At 70.4% G+C, this 26430-nt stretch carries 28 protein-coding genes; 18 read left to right on the forward strand and 10 right to left on the reverse strand.

Features of this window, described 5'->3' with window-relative positions:
- Positions 1 to 46 precede the first annotated feature (46 nt).
- From argC to ABZ906_RS40615, 5 genes are read left to right on the forward strand one after another with little or no spacing between them, the layout of a single operon-like run.
- On the forward strand, positions 47 to 1075 hold the full coding sequence (gene argC, locus ABZ906_RS40595; RefSeq protein ID WP_361391406.1) for an N-acetyl-gamma-glutamyl-phosphate reductase: 1029 nt from the start codon (positions 47 to 49) through the stop codon (positions 1073 to 1075).
- Complete coding sequence (gene argJ / locus ABZ906_RS40600; RefSeq protein WP_361391409.1) at positions 1072 to 2226, forward strand: bifunctional glutamate N-acetyltransferase/amino-acid acetyltransferase ArgJ; 1155 nt, start codon at positions 1072 to 1074, stop codon at positions 2224 to 2226. The genes argC and argJ overlap by 4 nt, the downstream gene beginning before the upstream one ends.
- Entirely contained in the window at positions 2223 to 3152 is a 930-nt protein-coding gene (argB, locus tag ABZ906_RS40605; protein WP_361391412.1) for an acetylglutamate kinase, read from the forward strand. The genes argJ and argB overlap by 4 nt, the downstream gene beginning before the upstream one ends.
- Positions 3149 to 4357 carry an acetylornithine transaminase gene (locus ABZ906_RS40610; protein ID WP_361391415.1) on the forward strand — a complete coding sequence of 403 codons (1209 nt, stop codon included), beginning with the start codon at positions 3149 to 3151 and terminating at the stop codon, positions 4355 to 4357. The genes argB and ABZ906_RS40610 overlap by 4 nt, the downstream gene beginning before the upstream one ends.
- 7 nt (positions 4358 to 4364) lie before the next feature.
- Positions 4365 to 4919, forward strand: a complete 555-nt coding sequence (locus ABZ906_RS40615; RefSeq protein ID WP_361196920.1) for an arginine repressor — start codon at positions 4365 to 4367, stop codon at positions 4917 to 4919.
- A 186-nt stretch (positions 4920 to 5105) separates the two neighbouring features.
- Here ABZ906_RS40615 and ABZ906_RS40620 read toward each other — a convergent pair whose 3' ends face one another.
- The 7 genes from ABZ906_RS40620 to ABZ906_RS40650 form a co-directional block, all read right to left on the reverse strand.
- A complete protein-coding gene (locus tag ABZ906_RS40620; protein ID WP_361391419.1) occupies positions 5106 to 6080 on the reverse strand; it encodes a PfkB family carbohydrate kinase in 975 nt (324 codons plus the stop codon).
- Positions 6077 to 7546, reverse strand: a complete 1470-nt coding sequence (locus ABZ906_RS40625; RefSeq protein ID WP_361391422.1) for a cytosine permease — start codon at positions 7544 to 7546, stop codon at positions 6077 to 6079. Before ABZ906_RS40625 ends, ABZ906_RS40620 begins: the two co-directional genes overlap by 4 nt.
- Before the next feature lie 103 nt (positions 7547 to 7649).
- On the reverse strand, positions 7650 to 8654 hold the full coding sequence (locus ABZ906_RS40630) for an ADP-ribosylglycohydrolase family protein (RefSeq protein ID WP_361391425.1): 1005 nt from the start codon (positions 8652 to 8654) through the stop codon (positions 7650 to 7652).
- Positions 8654 to 9370: a GntR family transcriptional regulator gene (locus ABZ906_RS40635; RefSeq protein WP_361391428.1), complete on the reverse strand. Its 717-nt coding sequence runs from the start codon at positions 9368 to 9370 to the stop codon at positions 8654 to 8656. The genes ABZ906_RS40630 and ABZ906_RS40635 overlap by 1 nt, the downstream gene beginning before the upstream one ends.
- 71 nt (positions 9371 to 9441) lie before the next feature.
- Positions 9442 to 10425, reverse strand: coding sequence for a bile acid:sodium symporter family protein (locus tag ABZ906_RS40640; protein WP_361391431.1), 984 nt, complete (start codon positions 10423 to 10425; stop codon positions 9442 to 9444).
- 105 nt (positions 10426 to 10530) lie between these two features.
- Positions 10531 to 11247, reverse strand: coding sequence for a L,D-transpeptidase family protein (locus tag ABZ906_RS40645; protein ID WP_361391434.1), 717 nt, complete (start codon positions 11245 to 11247; stop codon positions 10531 to 10533).
- A 3-nt stretch (positions 11248 to 11250) separates the two neighbouring features.
- Positions 11251 to 11838: a pyridoxamine 5'-phosphate oxidase family protein gene (locus ABZ906_RS40650; RefSeq protein ID WP_361391437.1), complete on the reverse strand. Its 588-nt coding sequence runs from the start codon at positions 11836 to 11838 to the stop codon at positions 11251 to 11253.
- A gap of 162 nt (positions 11839 to 12000) precedes the next feature.
- On the opposite strand from ABZ906_RS40650, the gene argH reads away from it, so the two are divergent.
- The 4 genes from argH to ABZ906_RS40670 all read left to right on the forward strand — a co-directional run bounded on the left by argH (position 12001) and on the right by ABZ906_RS40670 (position 16674).
- On the forward strand, positions 12001 to 13431 hold the full coding sequence (gene argH, locus ABZ906_RS40655) for an argininosuccinate lyase (protein WP_361391440.1): 1431 nt from the start codon (positions 12001 to 12003) through the stop codon (positions 13429 to 13431).
- Positions 13432 to 13528: 97 nt separating this feature from the next.
- Positions 13529 to 14503: an aldo/keto reductase gene (locus ABZ906_RS40660; RefSeq protein ID WP_361391443.1), complete on the forward strand. Its 975-nt coding sequence runs from the start codon at positions 13529 to 13531 to the stop codon at positions 14501 to 14503.
- Between the two features lie 81 nt (positions 14504 to 14584).
- Positions 14585 to 15136: a TetR/AcrR family transcriptional regulator gene (locus ABZ906_RS40665; RefSeq protein ID WP_361192711.1), complete on the forward strand. Its 552-nt coding sequence runs from the start codon at positions 14585 to 14587 to the stop codon at positions 15134 to 15136.
- Positions 15133 to 16674: an MFS transporter gene (locus ABZ906_RS40670; protein ID WP_361391446.1), complete on the forward strand. Its 1542-nt coding sequence runs from the start codon at positions 15133 to 15135 to the stop codon at positions 16672 to 16674. The genes ABZ906_RS40665 and ABZ906_RS40670 overlap by 4 nt, the downstream gene beginning before the upstream one ends.
- A 160-nt stretch (positions 16675 to 16834) precedes the next feature.
- On the opposite strand, the gene ABZ906_RS40675 is transcribed toward ABZ906_RS40670, so the two are convergent.
- Positions 16835 to 17455, reverse strand: coding sequence for a lysophospholipid acyltransferase family protein (locus ABZ906_RS40675; RefSeq protein ID WP_361192707.1), 621 nt, complete (start codon positions 17453 to 17455; stop codon positions 16835 to 16837).
- A 452-nt stretch (positions 17456 to 17907) separates the two neighbouring features.
- Here ABZ906_RS40675 and ABZ906_RS40680 point away from each other — a divergent pair, with 452 nt between their 5' ends.
- From ABZ906_RS40680 to ABZ906_RS40690, 3 genes are all read left to right on the forward strand, one after another.
- A complete protein-coding gene (locus ABZ906_RS40680; RefSeq protein ID WP_361391449.1) occupies positions 17908 to 19077 on the forward strand; it encodes a glycerophosphodiester phosphodiesterase in 1170 nt (389 codons plus the stop codon).
- A gap of 89 nt (positions 19078 to 19166) precedes the next feature.
- Complete coding sequence (locus ABZ906_RS40685; protein WP_361192702.1) at positions 19167 to 19682, forward strand: sigma-70 family RNA polymerase sigma factor; 516 nt, start codon at positions 19167 to 19169, stop codon at positions 19680 to 19682.
- A 37-nt stretch (positions 19683 to 19719) separates the two neighbouring features.
- Positions 19720 to 20223 (forward strand): GNAT family N-acetyltransferase, encoded by a 504-nt coding sequence (locus tag ABZ906_RS40690; RefSeq protein ID WP_361391452.1) that lies wholly within the window; start codon positions 19720 to 19722, stop codon positions 20221 to 20223.
- On the opposite strand, the gene ABZ906_RS40695 is transcribed toward ABZ906_RS40690, so the two are convergent.
- Both ABZ906_RS40695 and ABZ906_RS40700 read right to left on the reverse strand, forming a co-directional pair.
- The gene (locus tag ABZ906_RS40695; protein WP_361192777.1) at positions 20220 to 20651 is read right to left on the reverse strand and encodes a hypothetical protein; all 432 of its coding nucleotides are present in this window, start codon (positions 20649 to 20651) and stop codon (positions 20220 to 20222) included. The genes ABZ906_RS40690 and ABZ906_RS40695 overlap by 4 nt on opposite strands.
- Positions 20652 to 20658: 7 nt before the next feature.
- Positions 20659 to 21018 (reverse strand): hypothetical protein, encoded by a 360-nt coding sequence (locus tag ABZ906_RS40700; protein ID WP_361192696.1) that lies wholly within the window; start codon positions 21016 to 21018, stop codon positions 20659 to 20661.
- 70 nt (positions 21019 to 21088) lie between these two features.
- On the opposite strand from ABZ906_RS40700, the gene ABZ906_RS40705 reads away from it, so the two are divergent.
- The 6 genes from ABZ906_RS40705 (at position 21089) to ABZ906_RS40730 (ending at position 26428) form a co-directional block, all read left to right on the forward strand.
- A complete protein-coding gene (locus ABZ906_RS40705; RefSeq protein WP_361391455.1) occupies positions 21089 to 21736 on the forward strand; it encodes an HAD-IA family hydrolase in 648 nt (215 codons plus the stop codon).
- Between the two features lie 398 nt (positions 21737 to 22134).
- Complete coding sequence (locus ABZ906_RS40710) at positions 22135 to 23193, forward strand: ATP-binding cassette domain-containing protein (RefSeq protein ID WP_361391458.1); 1059 nt, start codon at positions 22135 to 22137, stop codon at positions 23191 to 23193.
- Positions 23190 to 23909, forward strand: a complete 720-nt coding sequence (locus tag ABZ906_RS40715; protein ID WP_361192690.1) for a methionine ABC transporter permease — start codon at positions 23190 to 23192, stop codon at positions 23907 to 23909. Before ABZ906_RS40710 ends, ABZ906_RS40715 begins: the two co-directional genes overlap by 4 nt.
- Before the next feature lie 81 nt (positions 23910 to 23990).
- Complete coding sequence (locus ABZ906_RS40720) at positions 23991 to 24824, forward strand: MetQ/NlpA family ABC transporter substrate-binding protein (RefSeq protein WP_361391461.1); 834 nt, start codon at positions 23991 to 23993, stop codon at positions 24822 to 24824.
- A 2-nt stretch (positions 24825 to 24826) separates the two neighbouring features.
- Positions 24827 to 25651, forward strand: coding sequence for a MetQ/NlpA family ABC transporter substrate-binding protein (locus ABZ906_RS40725; RefSeq protein ID WP_361391464.1), 825 nt, complete (start codon positions 24827 to 24829; stop codon positions 25649 to 25651).
- A gap of 135 nt (positions 25652 to 25786) precedes the next feature.
- Positions 25787 to 26428: a GNAT family N-acetyltransferase gene (locus ABZ906_RS40730; RefSeq protein ID WP_361192686.1), complete on the forward strand. Its 642-nt coding sequence runs from the start codon at positions 25787 to 25789 to the stop codon at positions 26426 to 26428.
- Positions 26429 to 26430 lie beyond the last annotated feature (2 nt).

Genomic DNA, 26430 nt, shown 5'->3' on the forward strand with positions numbered 1-26430 from the left:
AAACTGCGTCTATACGTATAGTCATGCTCTCTAGGAGGAGGGTTCCATGGCGGTACGTGCAGCAGTGGCAGGAGCGAGCGGGTACGCGGGCGGTGAATTGCTGCGTCTGCTGCTCGCCCACCCCGAGGTGGAGATCGGCGCCCTGACCGGCAACTCGAACGCGGGCCAGCGCCTGGGCGCGCTGCAGCCGCACCTGATGCCGCTCGCCGACCGCGTCCTGGAGCCGACCACCGCCGAGGCCCTCGCCGGTCACGATGTCGTCTTCCTCGCCCTGCCGCACGGCCAGTCCGCCGCCGTCGCCGAACAGCTCGGCCCGGACGTCCTCGTCGTCGACATGGGCGCCGACTTCCGTCTGACCGACGCGGCCGACTGGGAGAAGTTCTACGGCAGCGAGCACGCCGGAACCTGGCCCTACGGCCTGCCGGAGCTGCCGAACGCCCGCGCGGCACTCGAAGGGTCCAAGCGCATCGCGGTGCCCGGCTGCTATCCCACGGCCGTCTCGCTCGCGCTCGTCCCCGCGTACGCCGCCGGGCTCGCCGAGGCCGAAGCGGTGATCGTCGCCGCGTCCGGGACCTCCGGCGCGGGCAAGGCGGCCAAGCCGCACCTGCTGGGCTCCGAGGTCATGGGCTCCATGTCGCCCTACGGCGTGGGCGGCGTGCACCGGCACACCCCGGAGATGATCCAGAACCTGTCCGCAGCCGCGGGCACCCCCGTCACCGTCTCCTTCACGCCCACCCTGGCCCCGATGCCGCGCGGCATCCTCGCCACGTGCAGCGCGAAGGCGACCAAGGGCGTCACCGCCGAGTCCGTACGGGCCGCGTACGAGAAGGCCTACGCGGACGAGCCGTTCGTGCATCTGCTCCCCGAGGGGCAGTGGCCCGCGACGGCCGCCGTCTACGGCTCGAACGCCGTACAGATCCAGGTCGCGTACGACGAGACGGCGGGGCGCGTCATCGTGATCAGCGCCATCGACAACCTCGCCAAGGGCACCGCCGGCGGCGCGGTGCAGAGCATGAACATCGCACTCGGGCTCCCCGAAGAGCTCGGTCTCACCACGATCGGAGTGGCACCGTGAGCGTCACGGCAGCGCAGGGATTCACGGCGGCGGGCATCGCCGCCGGAATCAAGGAGAACGGCAACCCGGACCTGGCCCTCGTGGTCAACACCGGGCCCCGCCTGGCCGCCGCGGGCGTCTTCACCTCCAACCGCGTCAAGGCCGCCCCGGTCCTCTGGACGGAGCAGGTCGTCAAGGGCGGCCTCGTGTCGGCCGTCGTCCTCAACTCCGGCGGCGCCAACGCCTGTACGGGTCCGCAGGGCTTCCAGGACACGCACGCCACCGCGGAGAAGGTCGCCGAGACGCTCGACCTGAACGCGGGCGAGGTTGCCGTCGCGTCGACGGGCCTCATCGGCGTCACCCTCCCCATGGACAAGCTCCTGCCGGGTGTCGAGAGCGCGGCCGGTGAACTCTCCGCGCACGGCGGCGAGAAGGCCGCCATCGCCATCAAGACCACCGACAGCGTGCACAAGACCGCCGTGGTCTCCAAGGACGGCTGGACGGTCGGCGGCATGGCGAAGGGCGCGGGCATGCTCGCCCCCGGCCTCGCCACGATGCTCGTCGTCCTCACCACGGACGCCGACCTGGAGGCCGAGGTCCTGGACAAGGCGCTGCGGGACGCCACGAAGGTCACCTTCGACCGGGTCGACTCCGACGGCTGCATGTCGACGAACGACACGGTGCTCCTCCTCGCCTCCGGTGCCGCCCAAGTCGCCCCGGAGTACGCCGAGTTCGCCGAGGTCGTACGCACCGTCTGCGACGACCTCGCCCGCCAGCTCATCGGCGACGCCGAGGGCGCGAGCAAGGACATCCGCATCGAGGTGGTCAATGCCGCCTCCGAGGACGACGCCGTCGAGGTGGGCCGTTCCATCGCCCGCAACAACCTCCTCAAGTGCGCCATCCACGGCGAGGACCCCAACTGGGGCCGGGTGCTCTCCGCCATCGGCACGACGAAGGCCGCCTTCGAGCCCGACCAGCTGAACGTCGCCATCAACGGCGTCTGGGTCTGCAAGAACGGCAGCGTGGGCGAGGACCGCGACCTCGTCGACATGCGCTACCGCGAGGTCAGGATCACCGCGGACCTGGCGGCAGGCACCACCGAGCCCGTCGTGATCTGGGCCAACGACCTCACCGCCGACTACGTCCACGAGAACAGCGCGTACTCCTCATGAGCGGTAATCCGACAGCACGCAAGCACACCGCGCTCCCCAAGGCGCAGACCCTCATCGAGGCGCTGCCCTGGCTGACCCGGCACCGCGGCAAGACCGTCGTCATCAAGTTCGGCGGCAACGCCATGGTCGACGAGGAGCTGAAGGCGGCCTTCGCGCAGGACGTCGTCTTCCTGCACCACGCGGGCCTCAAGCCCGTCGTCGTGCACGGCGGCGGCCCGCAGATCAGCGCGGCCCTCGACCGGCACGGCATCGTCAGCGAGTTCAAGGCGGGCCTGCGGGTCACCACCGAGGACGCCATGGACGTCGTACGGATGGTGCTCGCGGGGCAGGTCCAGCGCGAGCTGGTCGGGCTGCTCAACCAGCACGGCGCGCTCGCCGTCGGCCTCACCGGCGAGGACGCGCACACCATCACCGCCACCAAGCACCAGCCCCGTATCGAGGGCGAGTTGGTCGACATCGGCCGCGTCGGCGAGATCACCGAGATCGACACCGGCGCCATCGAGGCCCTGCTCGCCGACGGCCGCATCCCGGTCGTCTCCTCGATCGCCCGCTCCCAGGACGACCACCATGTCTACAACGTCAATGCTGATACGGCGGCTGCGGCACTTGCGGCTGCGCTGGACGCCGAAACCCTGATGGTCCTCACGGACGTCGAGGGACTCTACGAGGACTGGCCGAACAGCGACGAGGTGATCAGCCGCCTGACCGCGAAGGAGCTGGAGAAGCTCCTTCCCGAGCTGGCCAGCGGCATGGTCCCGAAGATGGAGGGCTGCCTGCACGCCGTGCGCAACGGCGTCGAGACGGCCCGCGTGATCGACGGACGGGTCCAGCACTCGATCCTGCTGGAGATCTTCACCGACGAGGGCATCGGCACGATGGTCGTGCCGGACGCGCCCGCAGACGAGACAGAGGGGGCAGCGGCATGACCGGCAACGAGGAGCTGACCCAGCGCTGGCAGGACGCGCTGATGGACAACTACGGCACCCCGAAGCTGCCCCTCGTGCGCGGCGCGGGCAGCACGCTGTGGGACGCCGACGGCAAGGAGTACGTCGACTTCGTCGGCGGCATCGCGGTCAACGCGCTCGGCCACGCCCACCCGGCGGTCGTCGACGCGGTCAGCACCCAGATCGCGTCCCTCGGCCATGTCTCGAACCTCTTCATCGCCGAGCCGCCCGTCGCGCTCGCCGAACGGCTGCTCCAGCTCTTCGGGCGGCCGGGCCGGGTGTACTTCTGCAACTCCGGCGCCGAGGCCAACGAAGGCGCCTTCAAGATCGGCCGGCTGACCGGGCGTTCGCACATGGTCGCCACGGACGGCGGCTTCCACGGCCGGACCATGGGCGCGCTCGCACTGACCGGCCAGCCCGGCAAGCAGGAGCCGTTCCTGCCGCTGCCCGGCGACGTCACGCACGTCCCGTACGGCGACGTCGACGCCCTGCGCGCGGCGGTCACCGAGGAGACGGCCCTCGTCATCATCGAACCCATCCAGGGCGAGAACGGCGTCATCGTGCCGCCCGCGGGCTATCTGAAGGCGGCCAGGGACATCACCGCGGCCACCGGAACCCTCCTCGTCCTCGACGAGGTGCAGACCGGAATCGGCCGTACCGGCCACTGGTTCGAGTACCTCGCACACGAGGGCGTACAGCCCGACGTGGTCACGCTCGCAAAGGGGCTTGGCGGCGGACTGCCGCTGGGCGCGACGGTGGCGTTCGGGGCGGCGGCCGAGCTGCTCAAGCCCGGTCACCACGGAACGACGTTCGGCGGCAACCCGGTGGCGTGTGCCGCGGGGCTCGCCGTGCTCGACACGATCGAGGCCGACGGACTCCTGGACAACGTGAAGCGGGCGAGCGGGAAGCTGCGCGACGGAATCGAGTCACTGGGACACCCGCTTGTGGGCCATGTCCGGGGTGCGGGGCTGCTGCTGGGTATCGTGCTCACCGAGCCGCTGGCGCCCCTGGCGCAGCAGGCGGCTCAGGACGCCGGCTTCCTGGTGAACACGCCCGCTCCCGATGTCGTACGGCTGATGCCGCCGCTGAACGTGCGCGACGACGAGGTGGACGCGTTCCTCCGGGCCCTGCCCGGCGTGCTTGACCAGGCCACCGCGGCCGACGGGGACGGACGATCCGGAGAATGAGACGACGATGAGCCAGGCGCAAGGCAATGAGCACATGGAGCACCCGGATCACGCCGGGCCCGCCGTGCCGCAGACCCGCACCGCACGCCACCGCCGGATCGTGGACATCCTCAACCGGCAGCCGGTCCGCTCCCAGAGCCAGCTGGCGAAGCTGCTCGCCGACGACGGTCTGACGGTCACTCAGGCCACGCTTTCGCGGGACCTGGACGAGCTGAACGCGGTGAAGATCCGCAATGCCGAGGGTGACTTGATCTACGCGGTGCCGAGCGAGGGCGGGTTCCGCACTCCGCGTGCGCCGCTCGGGGAGTCCGCCAAGGAGGAGCGGATGCGGCGGCTCTCGGCGGAGCTCCTTATCTCCGCGGAGGCGTCGGCGAACTTGGTCGTCCTGCGTACTCCGCCGGGTGCGGCGCAATTCCTTGCCTCGGCGATCGACCAGGCGGAGCTGCACGACATTCTGGGGACTATCGCGGGGGACGACACCTTGATGCTGATCAGCAGGGAGGCTACTGGGGGCCAGGCTCTGGCGGACCACTTGCTGCGGTTGGCATCGAACGAGCACTGATTGGTCCCCTAACCGCCCCTTCCCGGAAACCCGCTGGCGCAGGGGCCTTGGTTGCCGCAATCACCGGCTTCGCCGAGTTCGTCCTCAAACGCCGGACGGGCTGGTAAAGCCAGCCCGGCCGGCGTTTGAGGCCATCTTGTCGGGGGTCTAGGGGCGGGGTTGGGGCAAGCCCCGCAGGGGCCGCCCCTACCCCAGCAACTCACCCAGGGGATCATCCCCCAGGAACGCCACCAGCTCCGCCGCCCCCGGCGCAGTGGCCGGCCCCCGCCGCGTCACCGCGTACGCCGCCGCAGCGTTCGCGCCACGCGCAGCCGTAAGGGGATCGAGCCCCCGACCCAACAGGGCGAGGAACGCCCCGACATGGGCATCCCCGGCACCATTGCTGTCCACGGCGTCGACGGGGAAGCCCGGCACATGCACCACATCCCCGTCCGAGCCCGGCGCAGCCAACCAGCAGCCGTCCTTGTCGGCCCGCACAAGTACCCCCGCCCCCGGCGCCAGCCGCCCGACGAGCGCGGCAGCGGCAGCCCGCGGCTCGGAGTGACCGCTCATCAGGCGGGCCTCACGGGCGTTGCAGCTCAGCCAGTCCGTCCGGGCGAGGACGGGGTCGAGGACGCCCGCGGGGATGTCGGCGACCAGCGGCCCCGGGTCGAAACAGACCCGCACATCACCCGGAAGCCCTGCCGCGAAGGCGGAGAGCAGCGGACCGTTCACCTCCATCACGAGGCTGTACCCGGACAACTGCACGGTGTCGCCCGCCCGCAGCGCCCCCGCGACAGCATCCGTCTCCGCCGCCGTCATCCGCGCGTCCACCCCGAAGCTGGTGACGAACGTCCGCTCGCCCCCGGCATCGACCAGGGCCACACAGAACCCCGTGTCCCCGTCCGTCCGCACCGGATGCAGGGTCGAGATGCCCTCCTCGGCGAGGGAGCGGCGGACGAGATCCCCGTACGGCCCCGTCCCGTGCAGCCCCGCGTACACCGCGTCGGCCCCCAGGCGCCGCGCCGCCGTCAGCGCGTTGAAGCCGCCGCCCGCGTACAGCCGGGTACGGGAGCCGATGACGTCGCCGCCGCGCTCGGGAAGGGCGGGCACCTCGATGACGAGGTCGGCGATGACGTTCCCCGCGAGGACGAGACGCGGGGCGGACGAAGTCGTGCTCATCGGACGGACTCCTCGAATGCGGGGGACGAAGCGGGGTCGGCGGAGGGGCGGCCGCGCCCGCCGAAGGCCGCGTACACCGCGCCGCCCACCACGATGGCCACCGCCCAGCCCAGGCCGTTGACGCCGGGCCAGGTGTCGGCGAGCGGCCCGGAGAACCACACGTCGTCCGAGCCCGTACCGGCGGTCGTGAACAGGAGCCCCGCCACGATCGACGCCACCCAGGCGAGCACGGCGGGCAGCCGGAAGCCGCCGGTGTACCAGTAGCGGCTGGTCCGCGAGGTGTCCATCAGGGCCTCGGGGTCGTAGTCGCGGCCCCGCATCATGTCGACCGCGATCACGCCGATCCAGGCGGAGATCGGTACGGCGAGCAGCGTCAGGAAGGCGGAGAACGGGCCGTAGAAGTCGTCGGCGATCAGCATGAAGTAGATGCCGCCGAGGAACATCAGCACGATGTCGATGAGCACGGCCCAGGCCCGCGGCACCCGAAGACCCAGCGTGATCATGGTGAGGCCCGCGGAGTACGTCGACAGGTGGTTCGACATCAGCAGGCCGCCGAAGGCCGCGATCAGATACGGGATCGCCATCCAGGACGGCAGCATCGCGTTGATCGCGGAGACCGGGTCGGAGGACGTGGCAAGCGACGGATCGCCCGCCGTCAGGAGTGAGCCGAGCGAGATGAGCAGCACGAGCGGGATGCCCGCGCCGAAGGCCGACGCGGTGATCAGACGGCGCCCGGGGATCGTGCGCGGGAGGTAACGGGCGTAGTCCGCACCGGCGTTGGCCCAGCCGATGCCCGTGCCCGCGGCGATGAAGCCGATGCCCGCGACGACACCGCTGGTCGGTCCCGCCGGGGTCTCCAGGACCTTCGACCAGTCGACGGTGGCGACCAGGAAGCCCATCACGACCAGGTTGAGCACGCCGAACAGGACCGTCGCCCACTTGTTGATCCACATGATCGTGGCGTGTCCGAGGCCGCTGATCAGCAGCGTGCAGGCGATGAAGACGAGCAGGCAGAGCACGGTCAGGAAGGTGTTCTGGTCGACGTCGAAGGCCACGCCGAGGAGGGCGAGCAGCGCGTACGCCGCCGTGGTCGTCGTGATCGTCTCCCAGCCGACCCGGCTCAGCCAGGAGACCAGGGTCGGGCCCGCGTTGCCCCGCTGTCCGAACACCGCGCGGGAGAGCGTGAGCGCGGGCGCGCCGCCCTTCTTGCCCGCCAGGCTCAACGCCCCCACCAGCGCGAACGAACCGAACGCGCCGACGATCGCGACCAGCGCGGCCTGCCAGATGTTCAGTCCGCGAAAGGCGACGAGCGTCGCGCCGAGCGGCAGGCCCAGGATCGAGATGTTGGCGGCGAACCAGGTCCAGAACATCTGGCCCGCGTGGCCATGACGCTCGCTGTCGGGGACCGGTTCGATCCCTCGGGTCTCTACGGTGCCGACCGAAACGTTCTTCGTCGAAGCGTCCATGACGGAACCTCCTTGCGCGGTACGTGGGGAACGGGGGCAGGAACGGGGGAGTGGAACAGCGGTGGGTCGGACCAGCGGTGGGTCGGACCAGCGGTGGGTCGGACTAGCGGTGGGTGAGCAACTGGGCCGTCAGCGGCGCGAGTTCGAGGCTGTTGACCGTGCGCAGGGTGCGTACGGCGTCGGCGGGCAGGCCCGCGAGGCCGTGCACCGATCCGGCGATCGCGCCCGCGATCGCGGCGATCGTGTCGCTGTCGCCGCCGAGGTTCGCGGCCAGGAGCGCGCTGCGCCACGGGTCGCCGCCGGTCAGCGCGAGCACCGCGAACGCCGCGGGCACCGACTCCTGGCTGGCGACGCTGGTGCCGATGAGGGCGACGACGCGGTCCAGGGCCGTGGCCTCGTCCAGGCCGGCCACCAGTTCGCGGGCCCAGGCGATACGGGCGGAGATGTCGGCTCCGGCGATCCAGTTCCCGCGCCGGGCGCCCGCCTCGGCGGCGGTGATCGCCGCGTCGAAGGCCTCGTCGAGGGTGCCGCCCGCGACACCGGTGCTCACCGCGGCGGCGACGGCCGCCGCGCCCGCGATGCCGACGTTCGTGTCGTGGGTGACCTGGCAGGACTCCACGACCCGGTCGAGGAAGTCCGGCAGCGGATCGGCGGCGAAGGCGATGCCGACCGGCGTGACGCGCATCGCGGCGCCGTTGGTGGTGCCGTACTTGCCCGCCTCCTTGGGGTCGGTGCCGCCCGCGACGGCGTCCAGGGCGGCCTTGGTGGACGGGCCGAGCAGGTCGAAGGAGCCCTTGTCCTTCATCTCCCGCTCCCAGGAGAGGAGTTCGTCTGCGAACCGCAGCGGTTCGATGTGCCCGCCGCCCTCGACGAGCAGCCGCGCCACGATGACCGCCTGGTCGGTGTCGTCGGTGACGGAACCGGCGGGCATGCCCGCGCTCACGGGGTTGTCGGACCGGGAGGCCTCGAATCCGGTGACGGTGCCGTAGACCCGTACGACGTCGGCGCGGGACATGATCTGGGTCGGCATGCCCAGGGCGTCGCCGAGCGCGAGTCCGTAGAACGCGCCGAGCGCGCGGTCGAGAAGGTCGGGCGGTGCGGTGGTCATCAGTGGCCTCCTCGGCCGGTGCGGACGTGCAGTTGGAACCGGGACGGGTCGAGCAGGCTGGACACCTGCTCCACCACCTCACCGTCGGCATCGCGGAAGACCTGGGAGAGCCGGATGAACGGCTCGCCCGGCGCGCGGTGCAGGAGCCCCGCGTCCTCGTCGCCGAGGCCGGACACCGTGATGTGGGCGTCGCTCGACGCGGCGACGTGTCCCGCGGCGAGCAGGGTCCGGTTCAGGGAGCCGCCTTCGAGGCCGCGCTCGGGCAGGTCGGCGAGGGCGGGCACGGCGGGGACGCGGCTGCGCTCCAGGGAGATGCCGGCGCCGTCGGGCAGGCGCCTGACGCGGTCGAGGGCGATGAAGCAGTCGTCCGCGAGGCCGAGTTCGGCGGCGAGCCCGGAGTCGGTGATCCGCTCGAAGCGCAGGGTGTCCGTGGAGAGCTCGGTGCCCTGGTCGGCGAGGGCGCGGGTCCAGCCGAGCTTTTGGTCGAGCGGGGTGCCGTCGAAGGTGACGAGCGAGCCGATGCCCGCGTGCGTCTCGATGAGGCCCTGTTCGCCGAGGACGCTCAGCGCCTGCCGGACGGTGGTGCGACTGACCCCGAACCGCTCCCGCAGGGCGTGCTCGCCGGGCAGCCGGCTGCCGTCGGCGTGCACCCCGGCGCGGATCTCGTCGGCGAGTACGTGCGCGACGCGATGATGTTTATGAACCTGTCCAGGCATGTCTAGAAGGTAAGCGGAGGTGATCCGTCCTGTCTATGGCCGCCAGAAGATCCTTTGTGCGGGGTGCGCCGTCAGGCCTGCTCGGCGAGCTTCTCGCTCCGCCGCGCCCGGTAGGACATCCAGGCGGCGACCAGGGCCCCCGAGACGTTGTGCCACACGGAGAACACGGCGGCGGGCAGCGCGGCGAGCGGGCTGAAGTGGGCCGTGGCGAGCGACGCCGCGAGCCCCGAGTTCTGCATGCCGACCTCGAAGGCCATGGCGCGCGAGGCCGGCGGGCCCAGGCGGGCCAGCTTGCCCGCGCCGTAGCCGAGCGCGAGGCCGAGGCCGTTGTGCAGCACGACGGCGAGGAACACGAGAAGGGCGGCCGACTTGATGGCCGCCGCGCTGCCCGCGACCACGACGGCCACGATCACGGCGATGGTCAGCGCGGACAACCACGGCAGGGCGCTGAGGACGCGCTTGATGTAGCGCCCGAACAGCAGGCGCACGACAAGACCGGCGAACACCGGGAGCAGCACGGTCTTGAGGATGTCCGTGACCATCGAGCCCGCGTCCACGGGCAGGTACTCGCCGGCGAGCAGCAGCGTCAGGGGCGGCGTGATGAGCGGCGCGAGCACGGTGGAGACGGTGGCCACGGAGACGGAGAGGGCCACGTCGCCGCGCGCCAGATAGGTAACGACGTTGGAGGCGGTGCCGCTCGGCGCGCAGCCGACGAGGATCACGCCGGCCGCGAGTTGCGGCGAGAGCCCGAGCGCGTGAGCGATCAGCCAGCCGAGCCCCGGCATGATCACGTAGTGGGCGACCAGGCCGAGCGCGACGGCCCAGGGCCGCTTGACGACGCCCTGGAAGTCGAGCGGCGTCATCGTGAGCCCCATGCAGAACATGACGAGACCCAGGAGGTACGGGACGTTCGTGCCCCAGCTCTTGAAGGTGTCCGGCGTCAGCAGGCCGAGCGCGCCCGCGACGAGTACGAGGACGGGGAAGACCGTGACGGCGAGGCGGGCCGCCTTGTCGCCGGCCTGCGTGGAGCTGGGGATCGTCTGTTCGGTCTGCACCCGGCGATGCAACGCCGCCGCGCCGCGCGGACGCAAACCCGTCTCGATATGTGGTCGCTACACGAAGATGCCGACGCCCGTCTGGCCGGCCGGTCGCCGACCGCGTCAGTAGCGCCCGATCGCCGTCGCCCCGGAGTCCGTGCCGATCGCCATGTGCGGCCGTCGCTTCTCGTCGGCCCACGCGAGGATCCGCCGCATCGCGTCCACGGGCACCGACACGCAGCCCGCCGTCGCCCCGCGCCCGTTGACGTGCAGGAAGATCCCGGCGCCGCGCCCGCGCACCGGGCGGTCGTAGTTGAAGCCGATCACCAGGGCGTGGGTGTACTGGGGGTCGTACGTGACGAGGTGCTCGGACTCGGCGGCGCGGCAGTCGCCGGGGCGGGGCTGGGTCCAGCGGTTGTAGGAGCGCGACGCGTTGTCCTGGCACCACCAGGAGTTCTTCGCGATACGGCGGTAGGTGTAGTCCGTGCCGTGCGGCGCGGGCTTGATCCCGAAGGCGTACGGGAGGCGGAAGAGCCCGGTGGGCGTCGTGTTCGTCCCCTGCTTGCGGGAGCCGCCCTCCACGAGGCCCTTGGCCCCGAAGCGCGCCGCCGCTGACCCGGCCCGCGTCCACCGCCCGCCGCTGCGGTCCCACCACGTGACCGTGCCGGTGGTGGAGCCGGTGTGTGCGGCCCGGGCGGTGATGAGCTGGGTGCCGCCGCCCGTGTCGGCCATGCGGTCCGGCAGCGGGAGGCTCACGCGGGGCGGCGCGGCGCCGAGCGTGCCGGTGACGGCCAGGAGGAGAGCGGCTGCGGACGCGAGGGCGGCGGCACGGGGGCGCATGGCTCAGACCGTACTGGGAGGCAGGGGCAGCGGCAGCCCGGGCAGGCCGTCGATGCTCCGTGCGATGTGCTCCTTCTTGGTGAAGTACTCGCTCAGCGACGCGTCGTCCTCGCGCGCGAAGCGCCTGGCGTGCAGGTCGCGGTCCTCGTCGTACGACATGAAGGGCACCCCGTATCCGCAGGTGTCGCGGACGAGTTCGGCCGTCACGACGATGATCGCGCGCAGCCCGTGCGGGGTCGGGTCGATGCCGGGGAAGTGTCCGAGCAGTTCGGCCCAGCGGGGGTCGTCGCGGAAGACGGGCTCGCCGCGGCCGTGCACCCGGACGATGTTCGGCGGGCCCTGGAAGGCGCACCACATGAGGGTGATGCGGCCGTTCTCGCGCAGATGCGCGACCGTCTCGGCGTTGCTGCCCGCGAAGTCCAGATAGGCCACGGTGTGTTCGTCGACGACGGCGAACGAGCCGGTGAGACCTTTGGGCGAGAGGTTGATCGTGCCGTCGTCGGAGAGGGGCGCGGTCGCGGTGAAGAAGACGGGCTGGGCCTCGATGAACGAGCGGAGTCTGCCGTCTATGCGTTCGTAGGTCTTTCCCATGTCCGGGGATTATTCGCCCCGGTCGTTCGCTTGTCTAACGACTTCTCGCGCCGCGACTCCGACCGCTTCGTGACGTCGTGACTGGATTGACGAAACATACGGAGCACTGCATACTCATGCATGACGGCGAATGCGGTTATGCGGGTTAAGGGAGTACGTGAAGTGAGCAGCAACAACGGCGGTGACGTGCGGCTCTGGGGCGGCCGGTTCGCGGACGGCCCGGCAGAGGCGCTGGCCAAGCTGTCGGCATCGGTCCACTTCGACTGGTGCCTCGCGCCGTACGACATCGCCGGTTCCCGCGCCCACGCGCGCGTGCTCCACAAGGCGGGGCTCCTCACCGAGGACGAGCTGACCCGCATGCTGGCCGGGCTCGACCTCCTGGAGGCCGACGTGGCCTCGGGGGAGTTCGTCGGCACCATCGCGGACGAGGACGTGCACACCGCCCTGGAGCGCGGCCTCCTGGAGCGGCTCGGCGCGGACCTCGGCGGCAAGCTGCGCGCGGGCCGCTCGCGCAACGACCAGGTGGCGACGCTCTTCCGGATGTACCTGCGGGACCACGCCCGGATCATCGGCGGCCTGATCGCCGACCTCCAGGGCGCGCTCGTCGGCCTCGCCGAGGCGCACCCGGACGTCGCCATGCCGGGGCGCACGCACCTCCAGCACGCCCAGCCGGTGCTCTTCGCGCACCACGTCCTCGCGCACGTCCAGTCCCTCTCCCGGGACGCCGAGCGCCTGCGGCAGTGGGACGAGCGCACGGCCGTGTCGCCGTACGGTTCGGGCGCGCTCGCGGGGTCTTCTCTCGGCCTCGACCCCGAGGCCGTCGCCGCGGACCTCGGCTTCGAGCGCGGCTCGGCGGCCAACTCCATCGACGGGACGGCGTCGCGCGACTTCGCGGCGGAGTTCGCCTTCGTCACCGCGATGATCGGCGTGAACCTCTCCCGGATCGCCGAGGAGATCATCCTGTGGAACACGAAGGAGTTCTCCTTCGTCACGCTCCACGACGCCTTCTCGACCGGCTCGTCGATCATGCCGCAGAAGAAGAACCCGGACATCGCCGAGTTGGCGCGCGGCAAGTCGGGCCGCCTCATCGGCAACCTCACGGGCCTGATGGCGACCCTGAAGGCGCTCCCGCTCGCGTACAACCGCGACTTGCAGGAGGACAAGGAGCCGGTCATCGACTCCTGCGACCAGCTGGAGGTCCTGCTCCCCGCCTTCACCGGCATGATGGCGACGCTCACGGTGCACCGCGAGCGCATGGAGGAGCTGGCCCCCGCCGGGTTCTCGCTCGCCACGGACATCGCCGAGTGGCTGGTCAAGCAGGGTGTGCCGTTCCGGGTGGCGCACGAGGTCGCGGGCGAGTGCGTCAAGGAGTGCGAGGCGCACGGCATCGAGCTCGACGAGCTGACCGACGAGCAGTTCGCCAAGATCTCCGAGCACCTCACCCCCGAGGTCCGGACCGTTCTGAACGTCCCCGGCGCCCTGGCCTCCCGCAACGGCCGCGGCGGCACCGCCCCTTCGGCCGTCGCCGTCCAGCTCGCCGAGGTCAAGGCCGATCTGACGGTGCAGCAGGAGTGGGCCGCGGCGCGCAAGTGACGCCGGGGCAGCGCGTGCCGCGTTGACGTGGGCATCGCGGGTTACGTTGGTCGTTCTTCCGCAAGGATCCAAAGGAGCCGACCGAACGGAGCCCGCGATGCCTTTCTCGCGTCTGGCCGCAGCGACCACCCCCACCGCCCACATCGGGTTCGGCCTTGCCGCCGTGGGAAGGCCCGGCTACATCACGCTGGGCCGCGACACCGACCTGCCGTCCTCACGCAGCGTGGAGGCCCTGCGCGAGCGGACGGGCGAACTCCTCGACGCCGCCTACGCGTCGGGCGTCCGGTACATCGACGCGGCGCGCTCCTACGGCCGCTCCGAGGAGTTCCTCGCCGACTGGCTGCGCGCGAGGCCCGACATCACCGACGTCGTCATCGGCAGCAAGTGGGGCTATACGTACACGGCCGCCTGGGACGCCGACGCCGCGCCGCCGCACGAGGTCAAGGACCACAGCCTGGCCGCGTACGTCCGTCAGCGCGCGGAGAGCGCCGAACTGCTCGGCGAGCGGCTCGACCTCTATCAGATCCACTCGGTGACGCCGGACAGTCCCGCGCTCGGCGACAAGGAACTGCACGCCGAACTCGCCGCCCTTGCCGCGAGCGGCGTGACCGTCGGGCTCTCGGTGAGCGGCCCGGAGCAGGCCGCCGCGATCCGCGCCGCCCTGGAGGTGACCGTGGACGGCGAGCCGCTCTTCCGCACCGTCCAAGCCACCTACAACGCCCTGGAGACCTCCGCGGGACCCGCCCTCGCCGAGGCCCATGACGCGGGGCTCACCGTCCTGGTCAAGGAGGGCATGGCCAACGGCCGGCTCGCGGACCCGCACGCCCCCGCGCCCCTGCGCGAGATCGCGGAGGCGACCGGGCTCGGCAGCGACGCGGTGGCCCTCGCCCTCGTGCTGCGTCAGCCGTGGGCGGGCGTGGTCCTCTCCGGCGCCGCCACCTCGGTCCAGCTCGTCTCGAACCTGCACGCGGCGGCCGTCGACCTCGACGAGGAGCAGGTCGAGCGCCTCGGGTCGCTCGCCGAGGAGCCGGGCGCGTACTGGGAGCGGCGCGGGCAGCTGCCCTGGCACTGAGAATCCTCCGCAACGACTTCCGGGTGATCGTCACACGTATCTCGTGAGACATTTTTGTCTCACCTGGTCTATGGTTGTCTCATGTCAGTCGATCGAGACCAGGTGCTGCGCAGCGCCGCGGCGCTCCTCACCCGCAAAGGCTCCTCCACGATGGACGAGGTGGCGCGTGCGGCGGGGATCAGCCGGGCCACCCTGCACCGCCACTTCGCCGGGCGCGACGCCCTCGTACGCGCCCTGGAGGAGCTCGGCATCCAGGAGTGCGAGGCCGCCCTGGAAGCGGCCCGCCTGGGCGAGGACAGCGCCGAGGAGGCCCTGCGCCGCCTGGTGAAGGAGATCCAGCCGGCCGCGGGGCTGCTCGCGTTCCTCGTCACCGAGAACCAGCTCTTCGAGGACGAACCGCAGAACGCGGGCTGGTCCCGGCTCGACGACAGCATCGGCGCGCTCTTCAGGCGCGGCCAGGAGAGCGGCGAGTTCCGCATCGACCTGAGCTCCGTCTGGCTCACCGAGGCGCTGTACGGACTCATCGGCGCGGGCGCCTGGGCCGTACTGGACGGCCGCGTGGCCGCCAAGGACTTCACACACATGATCGCCGAGCTGCTGATCGGCGGCGCACAACGGAGAGTGGAACCATGACCAGCATCGAACAGCGGACCGCGTCGGCGGAGGTCGAGCGCAGCCCCGGCCGCTGGCTCGCGCTCGCCGTGCTGGTCCTCGCCGTGCTGCTCGTCGCCGTGGACGCGACGGTGCTGGGCCTCGCGACGCCGTACATCAGCGAGGATCTCAAGCCGACCGGCACGCAGCTGCTGTGGATCGGCGACGTGTACTCGTTCGTCATCGCCGGTCTGCTCGTCTCCATGGGCAGCCTCGGTGACCGTATCGGCCGCAAGAAGCTCCTGCTGATAGGCGCGGTCGCCTTCGGCGGCGTCTCGGTGCTCAACGCCTATGCGACCAGCCCCGAACTCCTCATGCTGGCCCGCGCGCTGCTCGGTGTCGCGGGCGCGACGCTGATGCCGTCGACCCTGGCGCTGATCCGCAACATCTTCCACGACCCGCGCGAGCGCAGCCTCGCGGTCGGCATCTGGGGCGCGATGGCGTCGGCCGGCGCCGCCGTCGGTCCGGTCGTCGGCGGTTTCCTGCTCGAACACTTCTGGTGGGGCTCGGTCTTCCTGATCAACCTGCCCGTGATGGCGGTCCTGGTCCTCGTCGGCATCAAGTTCCTGCCCGAGTCGAAGAACCCGGCGCCGGGCCCGTGGGATTTGATCAGCGTCGTGCTCTCGCTCATCGGCATGATCGCCGTCGTGTACGCCATCAAGGAGGCCGCGGCGCACGGCATCCGCTGGGACGTCGCGGTGGCGGCCGTGCTCGGCGTGGCGGCGCTCACCTGGTTCGTACGGCGCCAGCTCACGCTGACGGCGCCGCTCCTGGACATGCGGCTCTTCCGCAACCGGGGGTTCTCCGGTGCGGTGCTCGCCGATCTCCTGACGGTGCTCGGACTCTCGGGTCTGGTCTTCTTCCTCTCCCAGTTCCTGCAACTGGTCCAGGGAAGGCGGCCGTTCGAGGCGGGCCTCGCCGAGCTGCCCGCGGCGGTGGGCGCGGTGGCCGCCGGTCTGATCGCGGGCGTGGTCGCACGGCGGTTCTCCGTCCGTGCGGTGGTCGCCGGCGGGCTCGCGGCGGTGGGCATCGCGCTGGCAGCGCTGACCACGCTGGAGCAGAGCACCGGCTATCCGCTGCTCGGGGCCTCGCTCCTGGTCGTCGGCATCGGCGCGGGCTTCTCGTTCACCGTGACCGCCGACGTGATCCTCTCCAGCGTGCCCAAGGAGCAGGCGGGCGCCGCGTCCGCGGTCTCCGAGACGGCGTACGAACTGGGCGCGGCGCTCGGCATCGCCCTGCTCGGCTCCATCGTGACCGGCGTCTACCGAAGCTTCACCGCCCCGGCGGGCACCCCGCCGGACGTGGCGTCGGCCGCGCACGAATCCCTCGGCGGCGCGGTGGAGTCATCGGCGGGGCTCCCGGCCCACGAGGCCCACGCCCTCCTCGCCTCGGCCCAGGACGCCTTCGTGGACGGCCTGCGGGTGGCGGCGGGCGTGGGGGCGGCGGTGCTGCTCGCCACTGCGGTCGCTGCGTGGTTCCTGCTCCGGGGCTCGAAGCTGGAGGACGGCGTCGAGCACTGAGGGCCCCGTAGGGGCGCGGGGCTGTGACACATGCGGCTGGGCCGCGCGGGCGCGACCGGCCACAGCCGGCCCGCAGGAAGAACGAAACGCCCGCACTGGTGCCGAGGGGAACCCCCGGCGCCGGTGCGGGCGCAGCTTTATGCCAACGAGCCTCGCAGGCCTACGCCGCCTTCGCCTTCGTGGCGTACATGTCCACGTACTCCTGGCCGGAGAGCTGCATGACCTCCGTCATGACGGAGTCCGTCACCGCCCGCAGGACATAGCGGTCACGGTCCATGCCCTCGTACCGCGAGAACTCCATCGGCTCGCCGAAGCGCACCGTGACGCGGCCCGGGCGCGGGAGGCCCTTGCCGCCGGGCTGGAGCTTGTCGGTGCCGATCATCGCGAAGGGGACGACGGGCGCGCCGGTCATCAGGGTGAGCCGGGCGATACCGGTGCGGCCGCGGTACAGGCGGCCGTCGGGGGAGCGGGTGCCCTCGGGGTAGATGCCGAAGAGCTTGCCCTCCTCCAGGATGCGCCGGCCCGTCATCAGGGCAGCGACACCGCCGTGGCCGCCGTCGCGGTCCACGGGGATCATGCCGGAGCCGGTGAAGAACCAGGCCATCATGCGGCCCTTGAGTCCCTTGCCCGTGACGTACTCGTCCTTGCCGATGAAGTACACGGGACGCGGGCAGACGAGGGGCATGATCATCGAGTCGATGAACGTGAGGTGGTTTCCGGCCATGATGACCGGACCGGTGCCCGGAATGTTCTCGGCGCCTTCCACCCGAGGGCGGAACATCAGACGCAAGATCGGTCCGAGCACAGCCTTGATGAGCGCGAGACGGGACAACGGGCCCTCCGGTGTCAACGGGTCGACGACGGGTATGTGCAGGTGAGGACGATACTCGCGGCCCACCGCTCACCGCACATCGGGTTCACGCACTCGATACGCAGAGTTGACGTGCGAGCGCGGGATGCAGCCCTCGAAACACCCTCCCTGTGACGACGTTATCCCTGTGTGAGGCATGTGGCGCGCCCTAGTGGTCCTTGTCACGCTTTGCGGTCACACGCTGCCACGGAGTTCGAGGGCCGTCCGCCCGGCCCGGGACCCGGCCGGATCCCGCCACGCACACCAGTCGCCATCCGGCGTCACCCTTCCGTTCGGTCCAGGGTCTCCCTTCCGTCACGTGCGGCCACCTACGATCGTGCCGCTTTGTCAGGTTCAAGGCGGCACATCGGGAGGAGCGCTCAATGGCTACGCAGAAGTCGGGTCGGTCGGGGTCGGGGGATCGGCGGCCGGGGCGGCGCGCGCTCCTGGGAGCGGCCGTCCTGGGGGCGGGCACCGTCGCCGCAGGACTGCCCGGCGTGGCGAGAGCCGACGCGAAGCACGGGCACGGGGGCTACAAGGACCTGCCGGTGCCCACGGTCGTCGCGCACCGCGGCACCAGCGGCTACCGGCCCGAGCACACGCTCGGTTCGTACCAGCTCGCCCTCGACATGGGCGCGCACGTCATCGAGCAGGACGTCGTACCCACCAAGGACGGCCATCTCGTATGCCGTCACGAGAACGACATCACCGCGACCACGGACGTCTCCGCGCACCCCGAGTTCGCGGACCGCAAGACCACCAAGTCCGTGGACGGCGCCTCGCTCACCGGCTGGTTCACCGAGGACTTCACGCTCGCCGAGCTGAAGACGCTGCGCGCCAAGGAGCGCATCCCCGGCACCCGCCAGCGCAACACCCTCTACGACGGCCGCTGGGACGTGCCCACCCTGGAGGAGGTCTTCCGGTGGGCGGAGAAGCAGGAGCGCACCCACGGCAAGCGGATCTGGCTGCACATCGAGACCAAGCACCCCACGTACTTCCGCAAGCTGGGCCTCGGCCTGGAGGAGCCGCTGGCCAAGCTCCTGCGCAAGTACGGGCGGCACAAGAAGAACTCGCCGAACTTCCTGCAGTCCTTCGAGCCCAGCAGCATCCAGCGCCTGAACAAGCTGGTCGACCCGCCGCTCGTGGTGCTCCTCTCGACCGCGGGCTCGCGCCCCTGGGACTTCGTCGAGGCGGGCGATCCGCGCACCGTCGCCGACCTCATCAAGCCCGAGGGCCTGCGGTGGATGGCGTCGTTCGCGCAGGGCATCGGCCCCACGCTCGATCTGGTCATCCCGAAGAAGGCGGACGGCAGCCTCGGCACCCCGTCCACCCTGGTCAAGGACGCGCACAAGGCGGGCCTGATCCTGCACCCGTACACGATGCGCAACGAGAACACCTTCCTGCCCGCCAACTTCAAGAAGGGCACGGACCCGAACGCCTACGGGGACGCCTTCGGCGCCTTCAAGGCGTACTTCGAGACGGGCATCGACGGGATCTTCTCCGACAACTGCGACACCGCGCTCCTCGCCCGCGAGGACTTCGTCAACGGCTGACCTGCACGTCCCGGTTGGGGTGACAGACGGCCGCTCCGGCAACCTCCTGCCGGGGCGGCCGCGTCACGTCTTGCATGACTCAGCCCTGCATGACTCATCCGCTGATCCCCGCCCTGCGCCCGCTGCTCGCCGCCGAGGCCTCCGCCGCGGCGCACGGCTCCGGGGCCGACCCCGGCGACCTCGAACAGGCCGTCTGGCTGCGCCTCCTCGAACGCATGGACGCCGCCGACCCACCCGCCGACCCGGCCACCTGGCTGCGCGCCGCCGTCGCCTCCGAGGCGCGGCTGACCCGGCATACGGCCGAGCGCGAAGTGGCGTACGCGACCGAGCCCGCCGACGACACCGAGGGCGACCCGGAGCAGCGCGCGTTGCGGGCCGACCGCGACCGCACCCTGTACGCGGCGGTGCGCAGACTGCCCGGCCGCTGCCCCGGCCTCATGGCGGCGCTGCTCTCCCCCAAGGACCTCACCTACCGGGAGATCGCAGGCGAGTTGGGAATGTCACAGGGCAGCCTGGGGCCTGAACGTTCCCGTTGCCTGGGATGCCTGCGCAGAATGCTCGCGGCGGAGGTTGCAGCTCCTGCACCGCGGGGAAGGGAGCGATAGACAACCGGCGGAGCAGGTGAGCGGGAGGCATGCACACATGGGCATGAGCGTGACCATCTCGGAGGCGGGCGGACAGGACGCCGAGAAGATCCTCAAACTGCAGTACCTGTGCTACCAGAGCGAGGCCGAGCTGTACGGCGACTACTCCATCGAGCCGCTCACACAGTCCCTCGACTCCATCAAGGCCGAACTGACCGGCGGCAACGTGCTGGTGGCCCGCCTCGGCGACGAAGTCGTCGCCTCGGTGCGCGGCACGGTCGACCCCGACGGCACGGCGCGGATCGACAAACTCATCGTCCACCCCAGGATGCAGCGCCACGGCCTGGGCGGCAGGCTCCTGGACGCGATAGAGCGGCGGCTCGGAGCGGGCGGCACCGCCAAGTGCTTCCAGCTCTCCAGCGGCCACCGCAGCGAACAGAACCTCCAGCTCTACCGCAAGCATGGTTATGCGGCGGTGAAGACCCAACACGTGAACGACCGGCTCACGCTGGTCACGCTCTCGAAGGAGACGACCGCGGGGGCGTATGCGGCCAGCGTCTAGCGCCCCGCGCGGCGCGCTTTGTTCAGCCAGAAGATCGCGGTGACCGGCAGGATCACCGGGATGAACAGATAGCCCATTCCGAAGTCCGACCACACCGTGGCGTCGGGGAAGGCGGATGGCTCCACCAGCGTCCAGGTCCCCACCGCGAGGACGCCCACCAGCTCGGCGGCGCAGCACACCAGCGCCGCCTTGCGGGCCTTCTCGCCGCCGCGCACGAGCGAGTACGTGATGAATCCGTAGACGAGGCCCGCGAGCGCGGACAGCGTGTACGCGAGCGGGGCCTTGTGGAAGTCCGTCGAGATCTGCACGGCGGAGCGCGACACGGCGCCGACCACCATCACCCCGTACAGCCACACCAGAAGAATGCCGGGCCCGCCGATCAGCCTCTTGCGGGCGGCGCCGGCCTCGCGCTCGTCGGGCTCTGTCACCGTCACCTCAGCCTCCCCAGATGTCGTAGAGCCGCACCTGGAGCACGGCAAGGACCACGCCGCCCGCGGCGACGGTGATGGAGCCCCAGCGGGTGCGCTCGGCCAGGGACATGAAGCCCGCGGCCGGGATGCAGGCGAAGGAGCCGACGAGATACGAAACGAAGATCGTCGTGCCCTGCTCCGGCTTCTCGCCCCGCGCCAGCTGGACGATGCCGACGATCAGCTGGACGGTGGCCAGGAACGTCACCACGGCCATGCCGATGAAGTGCCAGTCCTTGGTCGGCTGGTCCCGGTAGGCGGCGAAACCGCACCACGCGGCGAGTACGAGCGCGGCCACGGCGGTCGCGATCGTCAGGGCAACAAGCATGCGGTGACTTTATTACGGGCCCTATGACCCGATGCGCGCACCCCGGGGGTGCCCCGTACGCTCGGACACCATGAAGATCCACGCTGAAGCGCTCCTGTTCGACAACGACGGCACCCTCATCTCCTCCATGGAGTCGGTGTACCGCTGCTGGAGGCGCTTGGCGCAGGAGTACGGGATCACCGCCGAGGAATTCGAGCGGGTCGAACTGCACGGCCGCCCCGCCGCCGAGATCATCGCCGACATGCTGGCCGCCGAGCGCGTGGCCGAGGCCGTCGCCCGCATCGAGGAGCTCGAGGTCTCCGACGTCGCGGGCGGTGTCGTGCTCCTTCCCGGCACCCGTGAGCTGCTCGAATCCCTGCCGCCCGAGCGCTGGGCCGTCGTCACCTCCGCCGGGCGGCGCCTGGCGGAGGCCCGGCTCGCCGAGGTCGGCATCGAGGCCGGGACGGTGGTCGCCGCCGACGACATCACGCGCGGCAAGCCCGACCCGGAGCCCTTCCTGCTCGCGGCCGCGAAGCTGGGCGTCGATCCGGCGCGCTGCGTCGTCTTCGAGGACGCCCCCGCGGGCCTGACGGCGGGCCGCGCGGCTGGCATGACCACCGTGGCGTTGGCCACAACGCACACCGCGGGCGAACTCTCTGCCGATGTGGTCGTGAAGGACCTCTCGGCCGTGTCCGCACAGGCCACCGAGGGTGGCGTGGAGATCACCGCCGAGGTCTGAGCACACACCGTGAAGCGTCCGCGCCTGTCCACGGGCTGTCCGTATAGCGGACGACCGTGGCAGGTCGCGGACGCACGCGTGTTTTACTGGTCCACATGACCACGACGAGCAGCCGCACCCCTGCGACCGAGGCGATCACGACGCCCGGTGCTCGTTGTATGTGTCGAATGTGCGCCTTCTGAGGGCCCCCGCACCACCCCTGAGCATCGCGCCCCGAAGCGAAGCCGCTGTGCCGCCCTGTGCCACGTACTGCATGTACATGACGTAGGAAGCGAGCCTGCCCCGCGCACACGTCCTCCGGTTCTTTTCGCCACCGCGAGAAACCGTGCCGCGTTCCCCACGAATGCCCCGTGCCCGGCGAGAACCGCGCCGCGCACTCGACAGTGACGGAAACCCCTGTGATCACCACTTCCGGCCTCACCAAGGTCTACCGCTCACGCGGTCGTGAAGTAACTGCCCTCGACGGCGTCGATCTGCATGTCCGCGAAGGCGAGGTGTACGGCGTCATCGGCCAGTCCGGCGCCGGCAAATCCTCCCTGATCCGCTGCGTGAACCTCCTGGAGCGCCCCACCGCCGGCACCGTGTCCGTCGCCGGTCAGGACCTCACCGCCCTCGCCGGGCGCGGCAGCCGCGCGAGCAAGGACCTGCGCCGGGCGCGCAGCCGCATCGGCATGGTCTTCCAGCACTTCAACCTGCTGTCCTCGCGCACCGTCAAGGACAACGTCGAGCTGCCCCTGGAGATCCTCGGTCTCAGCGGCGTCGAGCGCTCCCGCAAGGCGCTCGAACTGCTCGACCTGGTCGGCCTCGCCGACAAGGCGAAGTCCTACCCCGCGCAGCTCTCCGGCGGCCAGAAGCAGCGCGTGGGCATCGCCCGCGCGCTCGCCGGCGACCCGAAGGTGCTGCTCTCCGACGAGGCGACCAGCGCCCTCGACCCGGAGACCACCCGCTCCATCCTCCAGCTCCTGCGCGACCTCAACCAGCAGCTCGGCCTGACCGTCCTGCTGATCACGCACGAGATGGACGTCGTCAAGAGCGTCTGCGACTCCGCGGCCCTCATGGAGAACGGACAGATCGTCGAGTCCGGCACCGTCACCGAACTGCTCGCGACGCCCGGCTCCGAGCTGGCCGCCGCGCTCTTCCCGGTCAGCGGCGACGCCACGGGCGAGAACCGCACCGTCGTCGACGTGACCTTCCACGGCGAGGCCGCGACCCAGCCGGTCATCTCCCAGCTGTCGCGCACGTACAACATCGACATCTCGATCCTCGGCGCCGCGATGGACACCGTCGCGGGCAAGCAGGTCGGCCGCATGCGCATCGAACTGCCCGGACGCTTCGAGGAGAACGTCGTGCCGATCGGCTTCCTGCGCGAGCAGGGACTGCAGGTGGACATCGCGGGACAGGACCCCGCGACCACGCCCAAGGACGCCACGCTGCTGGTCAAGGAAGGTGCCAAGTGACCTGGTCGGAGATGCAGCCCCTGCTGGAGCAGGCCTGTTGGGACACCCTCTACATGGTGGGCTGGTCGACGCTGATAGCCGTCGTCGCCGGACTTCCGCTCGGCATCCTGCTGGTCCTCACCGACCGCGGCGGGCTGCTGCAGAACACCGTGGTGAACAAGCTCATCGGGCAGATCGTGAACATCGCGCGCTCGATGCCCTTCATCATCCTGATGGTGGCCCTGATGGGCTTCACGCGCTGGATCACCGGCACGACGATCGGCCGCGAGGCCGCCATCGTGCCGCTCGCGATCGGCGCCACGCCGTTCTTCGCACGGCTCGTGGAGACCGCGGTGCGCGAGGTCGACGGCGGTCTCGTCGAGGCCGTGCAGTCGATGGGCGGCAACACCTGGACCGTCGTACGCAAGGTCCTCGTGCCGGAGTCGCTGCCCTCGCTGATCTCCAGCACCACCACGACGATCGTCACGATCATCGGCTACTCGGCCATCACCGGCGCCGTCGGCGCGGGCGGACTCGGCGACATCGCCATCCGCTACGGCTACCAGCGCTTCGAGACCGAACTGATGTGGATCACCGTCGGCGTCCTCGCCGTCGTCATCTCGATCATCCAGTTCGCGGGCGACTACGCGGCCCGCAGGCTCCACCGGCGCGGCGGCCACTCGGGCGCGGCACCGCGTCTGCGCTTCCTCAAGCTCGCGCCGTCGAAGGCCTCCTGACCGTCACCGTCGACGGATTCCCGAAACTCACCCCGCACACCCCATCGCGGGGCGTACCACCCATGGAGAAAGGCACTTTTCGTGCGTAACACCGCCAAGATCACCACCGCTGTCCTCGCTGCCGGAGCCCTCACCCTCGGTCTCTCCGCCTGCGGCTCCGACAAGGACTCCGCCGCGGACAAGGACGGCAAGCTCATCGTCGCCGCCACCCCGACGCCGCAGGGCGAGATCCTCGAATACGTCAAGAAGAACCTGGCCAAGAAGGCCGGTCTCGACATCGAGATCCGCGAGTTCACCGACTACGTCACGCCGAACACCGCCGTCCAGCAGGGCGAGGTCTTCGCGAACTACTTCCAGCACAAGCCGTACCTGGACGACTTCAACAAGAAGAACGGCACGGACATCGTGCCCGTCCCGAACGCGACGGTGCACCTGGAGCCGCTCGGCGTCTACTCCAAGAGCGTCAAGAAGCTCGACGACCTGAAGAAGGGCGCCACGGTCGCCCTGCCGAACGACACCACCAACGAGGCCCGCGCGCTCAAGCTCCTGGCCGAGAACGGCCTGATCGAGCTCAAGAAGGGCGTCGGCTACTCGGCCACCCCCAAGGACGTCTCGAAGAACCCGAAGAACCTCAAGTTCAAGGAGCTCGAAGCGGCCCAGGTGCCCCGCTCCCTCGGTGACGTCGACGCCGCGGTGATCAACGGCAACTACGCCCTGGAGGCCAAGCTCAGCCCGGCCAAGGACGCCCTCGTCGCCGAGCCCGCCAAGGGCAACCCCTACGGCAACTTCCTCGCCGTGAAGAAGGGCGACGAGAGCGACCCGCGCGTCAAGAAGCTCGCCAAGCTGCTCACCTCGCCCGAGGTCAAGAAGTTCATCGACGACAAGTACGACGGTGCCGTCGTCGCGGCGTTCTGATCATGCGCGGGCACGTCACGGCCGCCGTCACCGGAACCCTCGCGCTCACGCTCGGCCTGAGCGCGTGCGGTTCCGGATCGGGGTCGGGCTCCGACGGTGAGACGCTCACCGTCGGCGCCACCCCGACCCCGGCCGGCGAAGTCCTCACGTACATCAAGGAGAACCTCGCGCAGAAGGAAGGGCTCGACCTCAGGATCACGGAGTTCACGGACTACGTCACGCCGAACACCGCGCTCCAGGAAGGCTCCCTCGACGCCAACCTCTACCAGCACGCCCCGTACCTGGAGGACTTCAACAAGTCCAAGAAGACGGAGCTGACGCCGGTGACCGAGGTCTATCTGCCGCCGATGGGGGTGTACGCGAAGAAGACGAAGGACGTCACCGAGCTGCCCGCCGGTGCGACCGTCGCCGTCCCGAACGACACCACCAACGAGGGCAGGGCGCTCGAACTCCTCGCCTCCAAGGGCGTCATCGGGCTCAAGAAGGGGGCCGGTGCGAACGCCACCCCCGAGGACATCACGTCCAACCCGAAGAAGCTCACCATCAAGCCGCTGGAACCCGCCCAGCTGCCCCGCTCCCTGGAAGACGTCGAAGCCGCGGTCATCAACAACAACTACGCGCTCGACGCCGGACTCAGCCCCAAGAAGGACGCCATCCTTCTCGAGTCGCCCAAGGACAATCCGTACAACAACGTCCTCGCCGTCAAGAAGGGCGACCAGGACGATCCACGGGTGAAAAAGCTGGCCGAGCTGCTGACTTCACCACGGGTGAAGCAGTTCATCGAGGACAAGTACAAGGGCTCTGTCCTGCCCGTGGAAACGAGCTGACGCACAGTCCGTTCCCGCCCTCGACACGGGGTCCACTCCTGATACGGGAGTGGACCCCGTGGTGGGTTTGCGCGCCGACATGCTGCATGCTGGGCTCTTCAGCAGGCCCGAGGGTTCCAGGTTACGGAGCAGCGCATGACTTCCTTCCCCGACATCTCCATCAGCACGGAGCGGTTGGTGCTGCGCCCGTTCGAGGAAGCCGACGTCTCCGCGTACGCGGAGATGATGAACGACGAGATGGTCACCGCCTGGACCTCCGCGCCCCAGCCCTACACCGAGGACGACGCCCGCGACTGGATCACCCGGCTCGCCCCCGCCGAGCGCACCGAGGGCCGCGGAATCTCCCTCGCCGTCGCGGAGTTCCTCACCCAGCGCCTGGTCGGCACGGTGCAACTGCGCGACACCAGCTGGCGCGTGCGCTCCACCGAACTCAACTACGTCGTCGCCCCCTGGGCCCGCGGCGAGGGCTACGCGTCGGAGGCGGCGCTCGCCACCGCCCAGTGGCTCTTCAACGACCAGCGCTTCGAGCGCATCGAGCTGCGCACCGCCGCCGACAACACCGCCGCCCAGCAGGTCGCACAGAAGATCGGCTGCATCAGCGAGGGAGTCCTGCGGGGCGCCTGGATAGCGCGTACGAGGAACGGCGGCGACCCGTTCGGCGGCTGGATCGACGTCCGCACCGACCTCATCGTGTGGAGCCTGCTCCCCGAGGACCTGGAAGGAGTCGGCGAGCAGCTCGCCGAAAGCGGCTTCAGCGCGTACTCCGACTGGAACTGATC

Source organism: Streptomyces sp. NPDC046925, assembly GCF_040644915.1.
Taxonomy (GTDB): Bacteria; Actinomycetota; Actinomycetes; order Streptomycetales; family Streptomycetaceae; genus Streptomyces.

Bases quoted from the DNA above. Each gene is read 5' to 3' on its own strand.
- argC (WP_361391406.1), top strand. From the start codon at position 47: ATGGCGGTACGTGCAGCAGTGGCAGGAGCGAGCGGGTACGCGGGCGGT.
- argB (WP_361391412.1), top strand. From the start codon at position 2,223: ATGAGCGGTAATCCGACAGCACGCAAGCACACCGCGCTCCCCAAGGCG.
- ABZ906_RS40610 (WP_361391415.1), top strand. From the start codon at position 3,149: ATGACCGGCAACGAGGAGCTGACCCAGCGCTGGCAGGACGCGCTGATG.
- ABZ906_RS40615 (WP_361196920.1), top strand. From the start codon at position 4,365: ATGAGCCAGGCGCAAGGCAATGAGCACATGGAGCACCCGGATCACGCC.
- ABZ906_RS40620 (WP_361391419.1), bottom strand. From the start codon at position 6,080: ATGAGCACGACTTCGTCCGCCCCGCGTCTCGTCCTCGCGGGGAACGTC.
- ABZ906_RS40625 (WP_361391422.1), bottom strand. From the start codon at position 7,546: ATGGACGCTTCGACGAAGAACGTTTCGGTCGGCACCGTAGAGACCCGA.
- ABZ906_RS40630 (WP_361391425.1), bottom strand. From the start codon at position 8,654: ATGACCACCGCACCGCCCGACCTTCTCGACCGCGCGCTCGGCGCGTTC.
- ABZ906_RS40635 (WP_361391428.1), bottom strand. From the start codon at position 9,370: ATGCCTGGACAGGTTCATAAACATCATCGCGTCGCGCACGTACTCGCC.
- ABZ906_RS40645 (WP_361391434.1), bottom strand. From the start codon at position 11,247: ATGCGCCCCCGTGCCGCCGCCCTCGCGTCCGCAGCCGCTCTCCTCCTG.
- ABZ906_RS40650 (WP_361391437.1), bottom strand. From the start codon at position 11,838: ATGGGAAAGACCTACGAACGCATAGACGGCAGACTCCGCTCGTTCATC.
- ABZ906_RS40660 (WP_361391443.1), top strand. From the start codon at position 13,529: ATGCCTTTCTCGCGTCTGGCCGCAGCGACCACCCCCACCGCCCACATC.
- ABZ906_RS40665 (WP_361192711.1), top strand. From the start codon at position 14,585: ATGTCAGTCGATCGAGACCAGGTGCTGCGCAGCGCCGCGGCGCTCCTC.
- ABZ906_RS40670 (WP_361391446.1), top strand. From the start codon at position 15,133: ATGACCAGCATCGAACAGCGGACCGCGTCGGCGGAGGTCGAGCGCAGC.
- ABZ906_RS40675 (WP_361192707.1), bottom strand. From the start codon at position 17,455: ATGTTCCGCCCTCGGGTGGAAGGCGCCGAGAACATTCCGGGCACCGGT.
- ABZ906_RS40680 (WP_361391449.1), top strand. From the start codon at position 17,908: ATGGCTACGCAGAAGTCGGGTCGGTCGGGGTCGGGGGATCGGCGGCCG.
- ABZ906_RS40685 (WP_361192702.1), top strand. From the start codon at position 19,167: ATGACTCATCCGCTGATCCCCGCCCTGCGCCCGCTGCTCGCCGCCGAG.
- ABZ906_RS40690 (WP_361391452.1), top strand. From the start codon at position 19,720: ATGGGCATGAGCGTGACCATCTCGGAGGCGGGCGGACAGGACGCCGAG.
- ABZ906_RS40700 (WP_361192696.1), bottom strand. From the start codon at position 21,018: ATGCTTGTTGCCCTGACGATCGCGACCGCCGTGGCCGCGCTCGTACTC.
- ABZ906_RS40705 (WP_361391455.1), top strand. From the start codon at position 21,089: ATGAAGATCCACGCTGAAGCGCTCCTGTTCGACAACGACGGCACCCTC.
- ABZ906_RS40725 (WP_361391464.1), top strand. From the start codon at position 24,827: ATGCGCGGGCACGTCACGGCCGCCGTCACCGGAACCCTCGCGCTCACG.
- ABZ906_RS40730 (WP_361192686.1), top strand. From the start codon at position 25,787: ATGACTTCCTTCCCCGACATCTCCATCAGCACGGAGCGGTTGGTGCTG.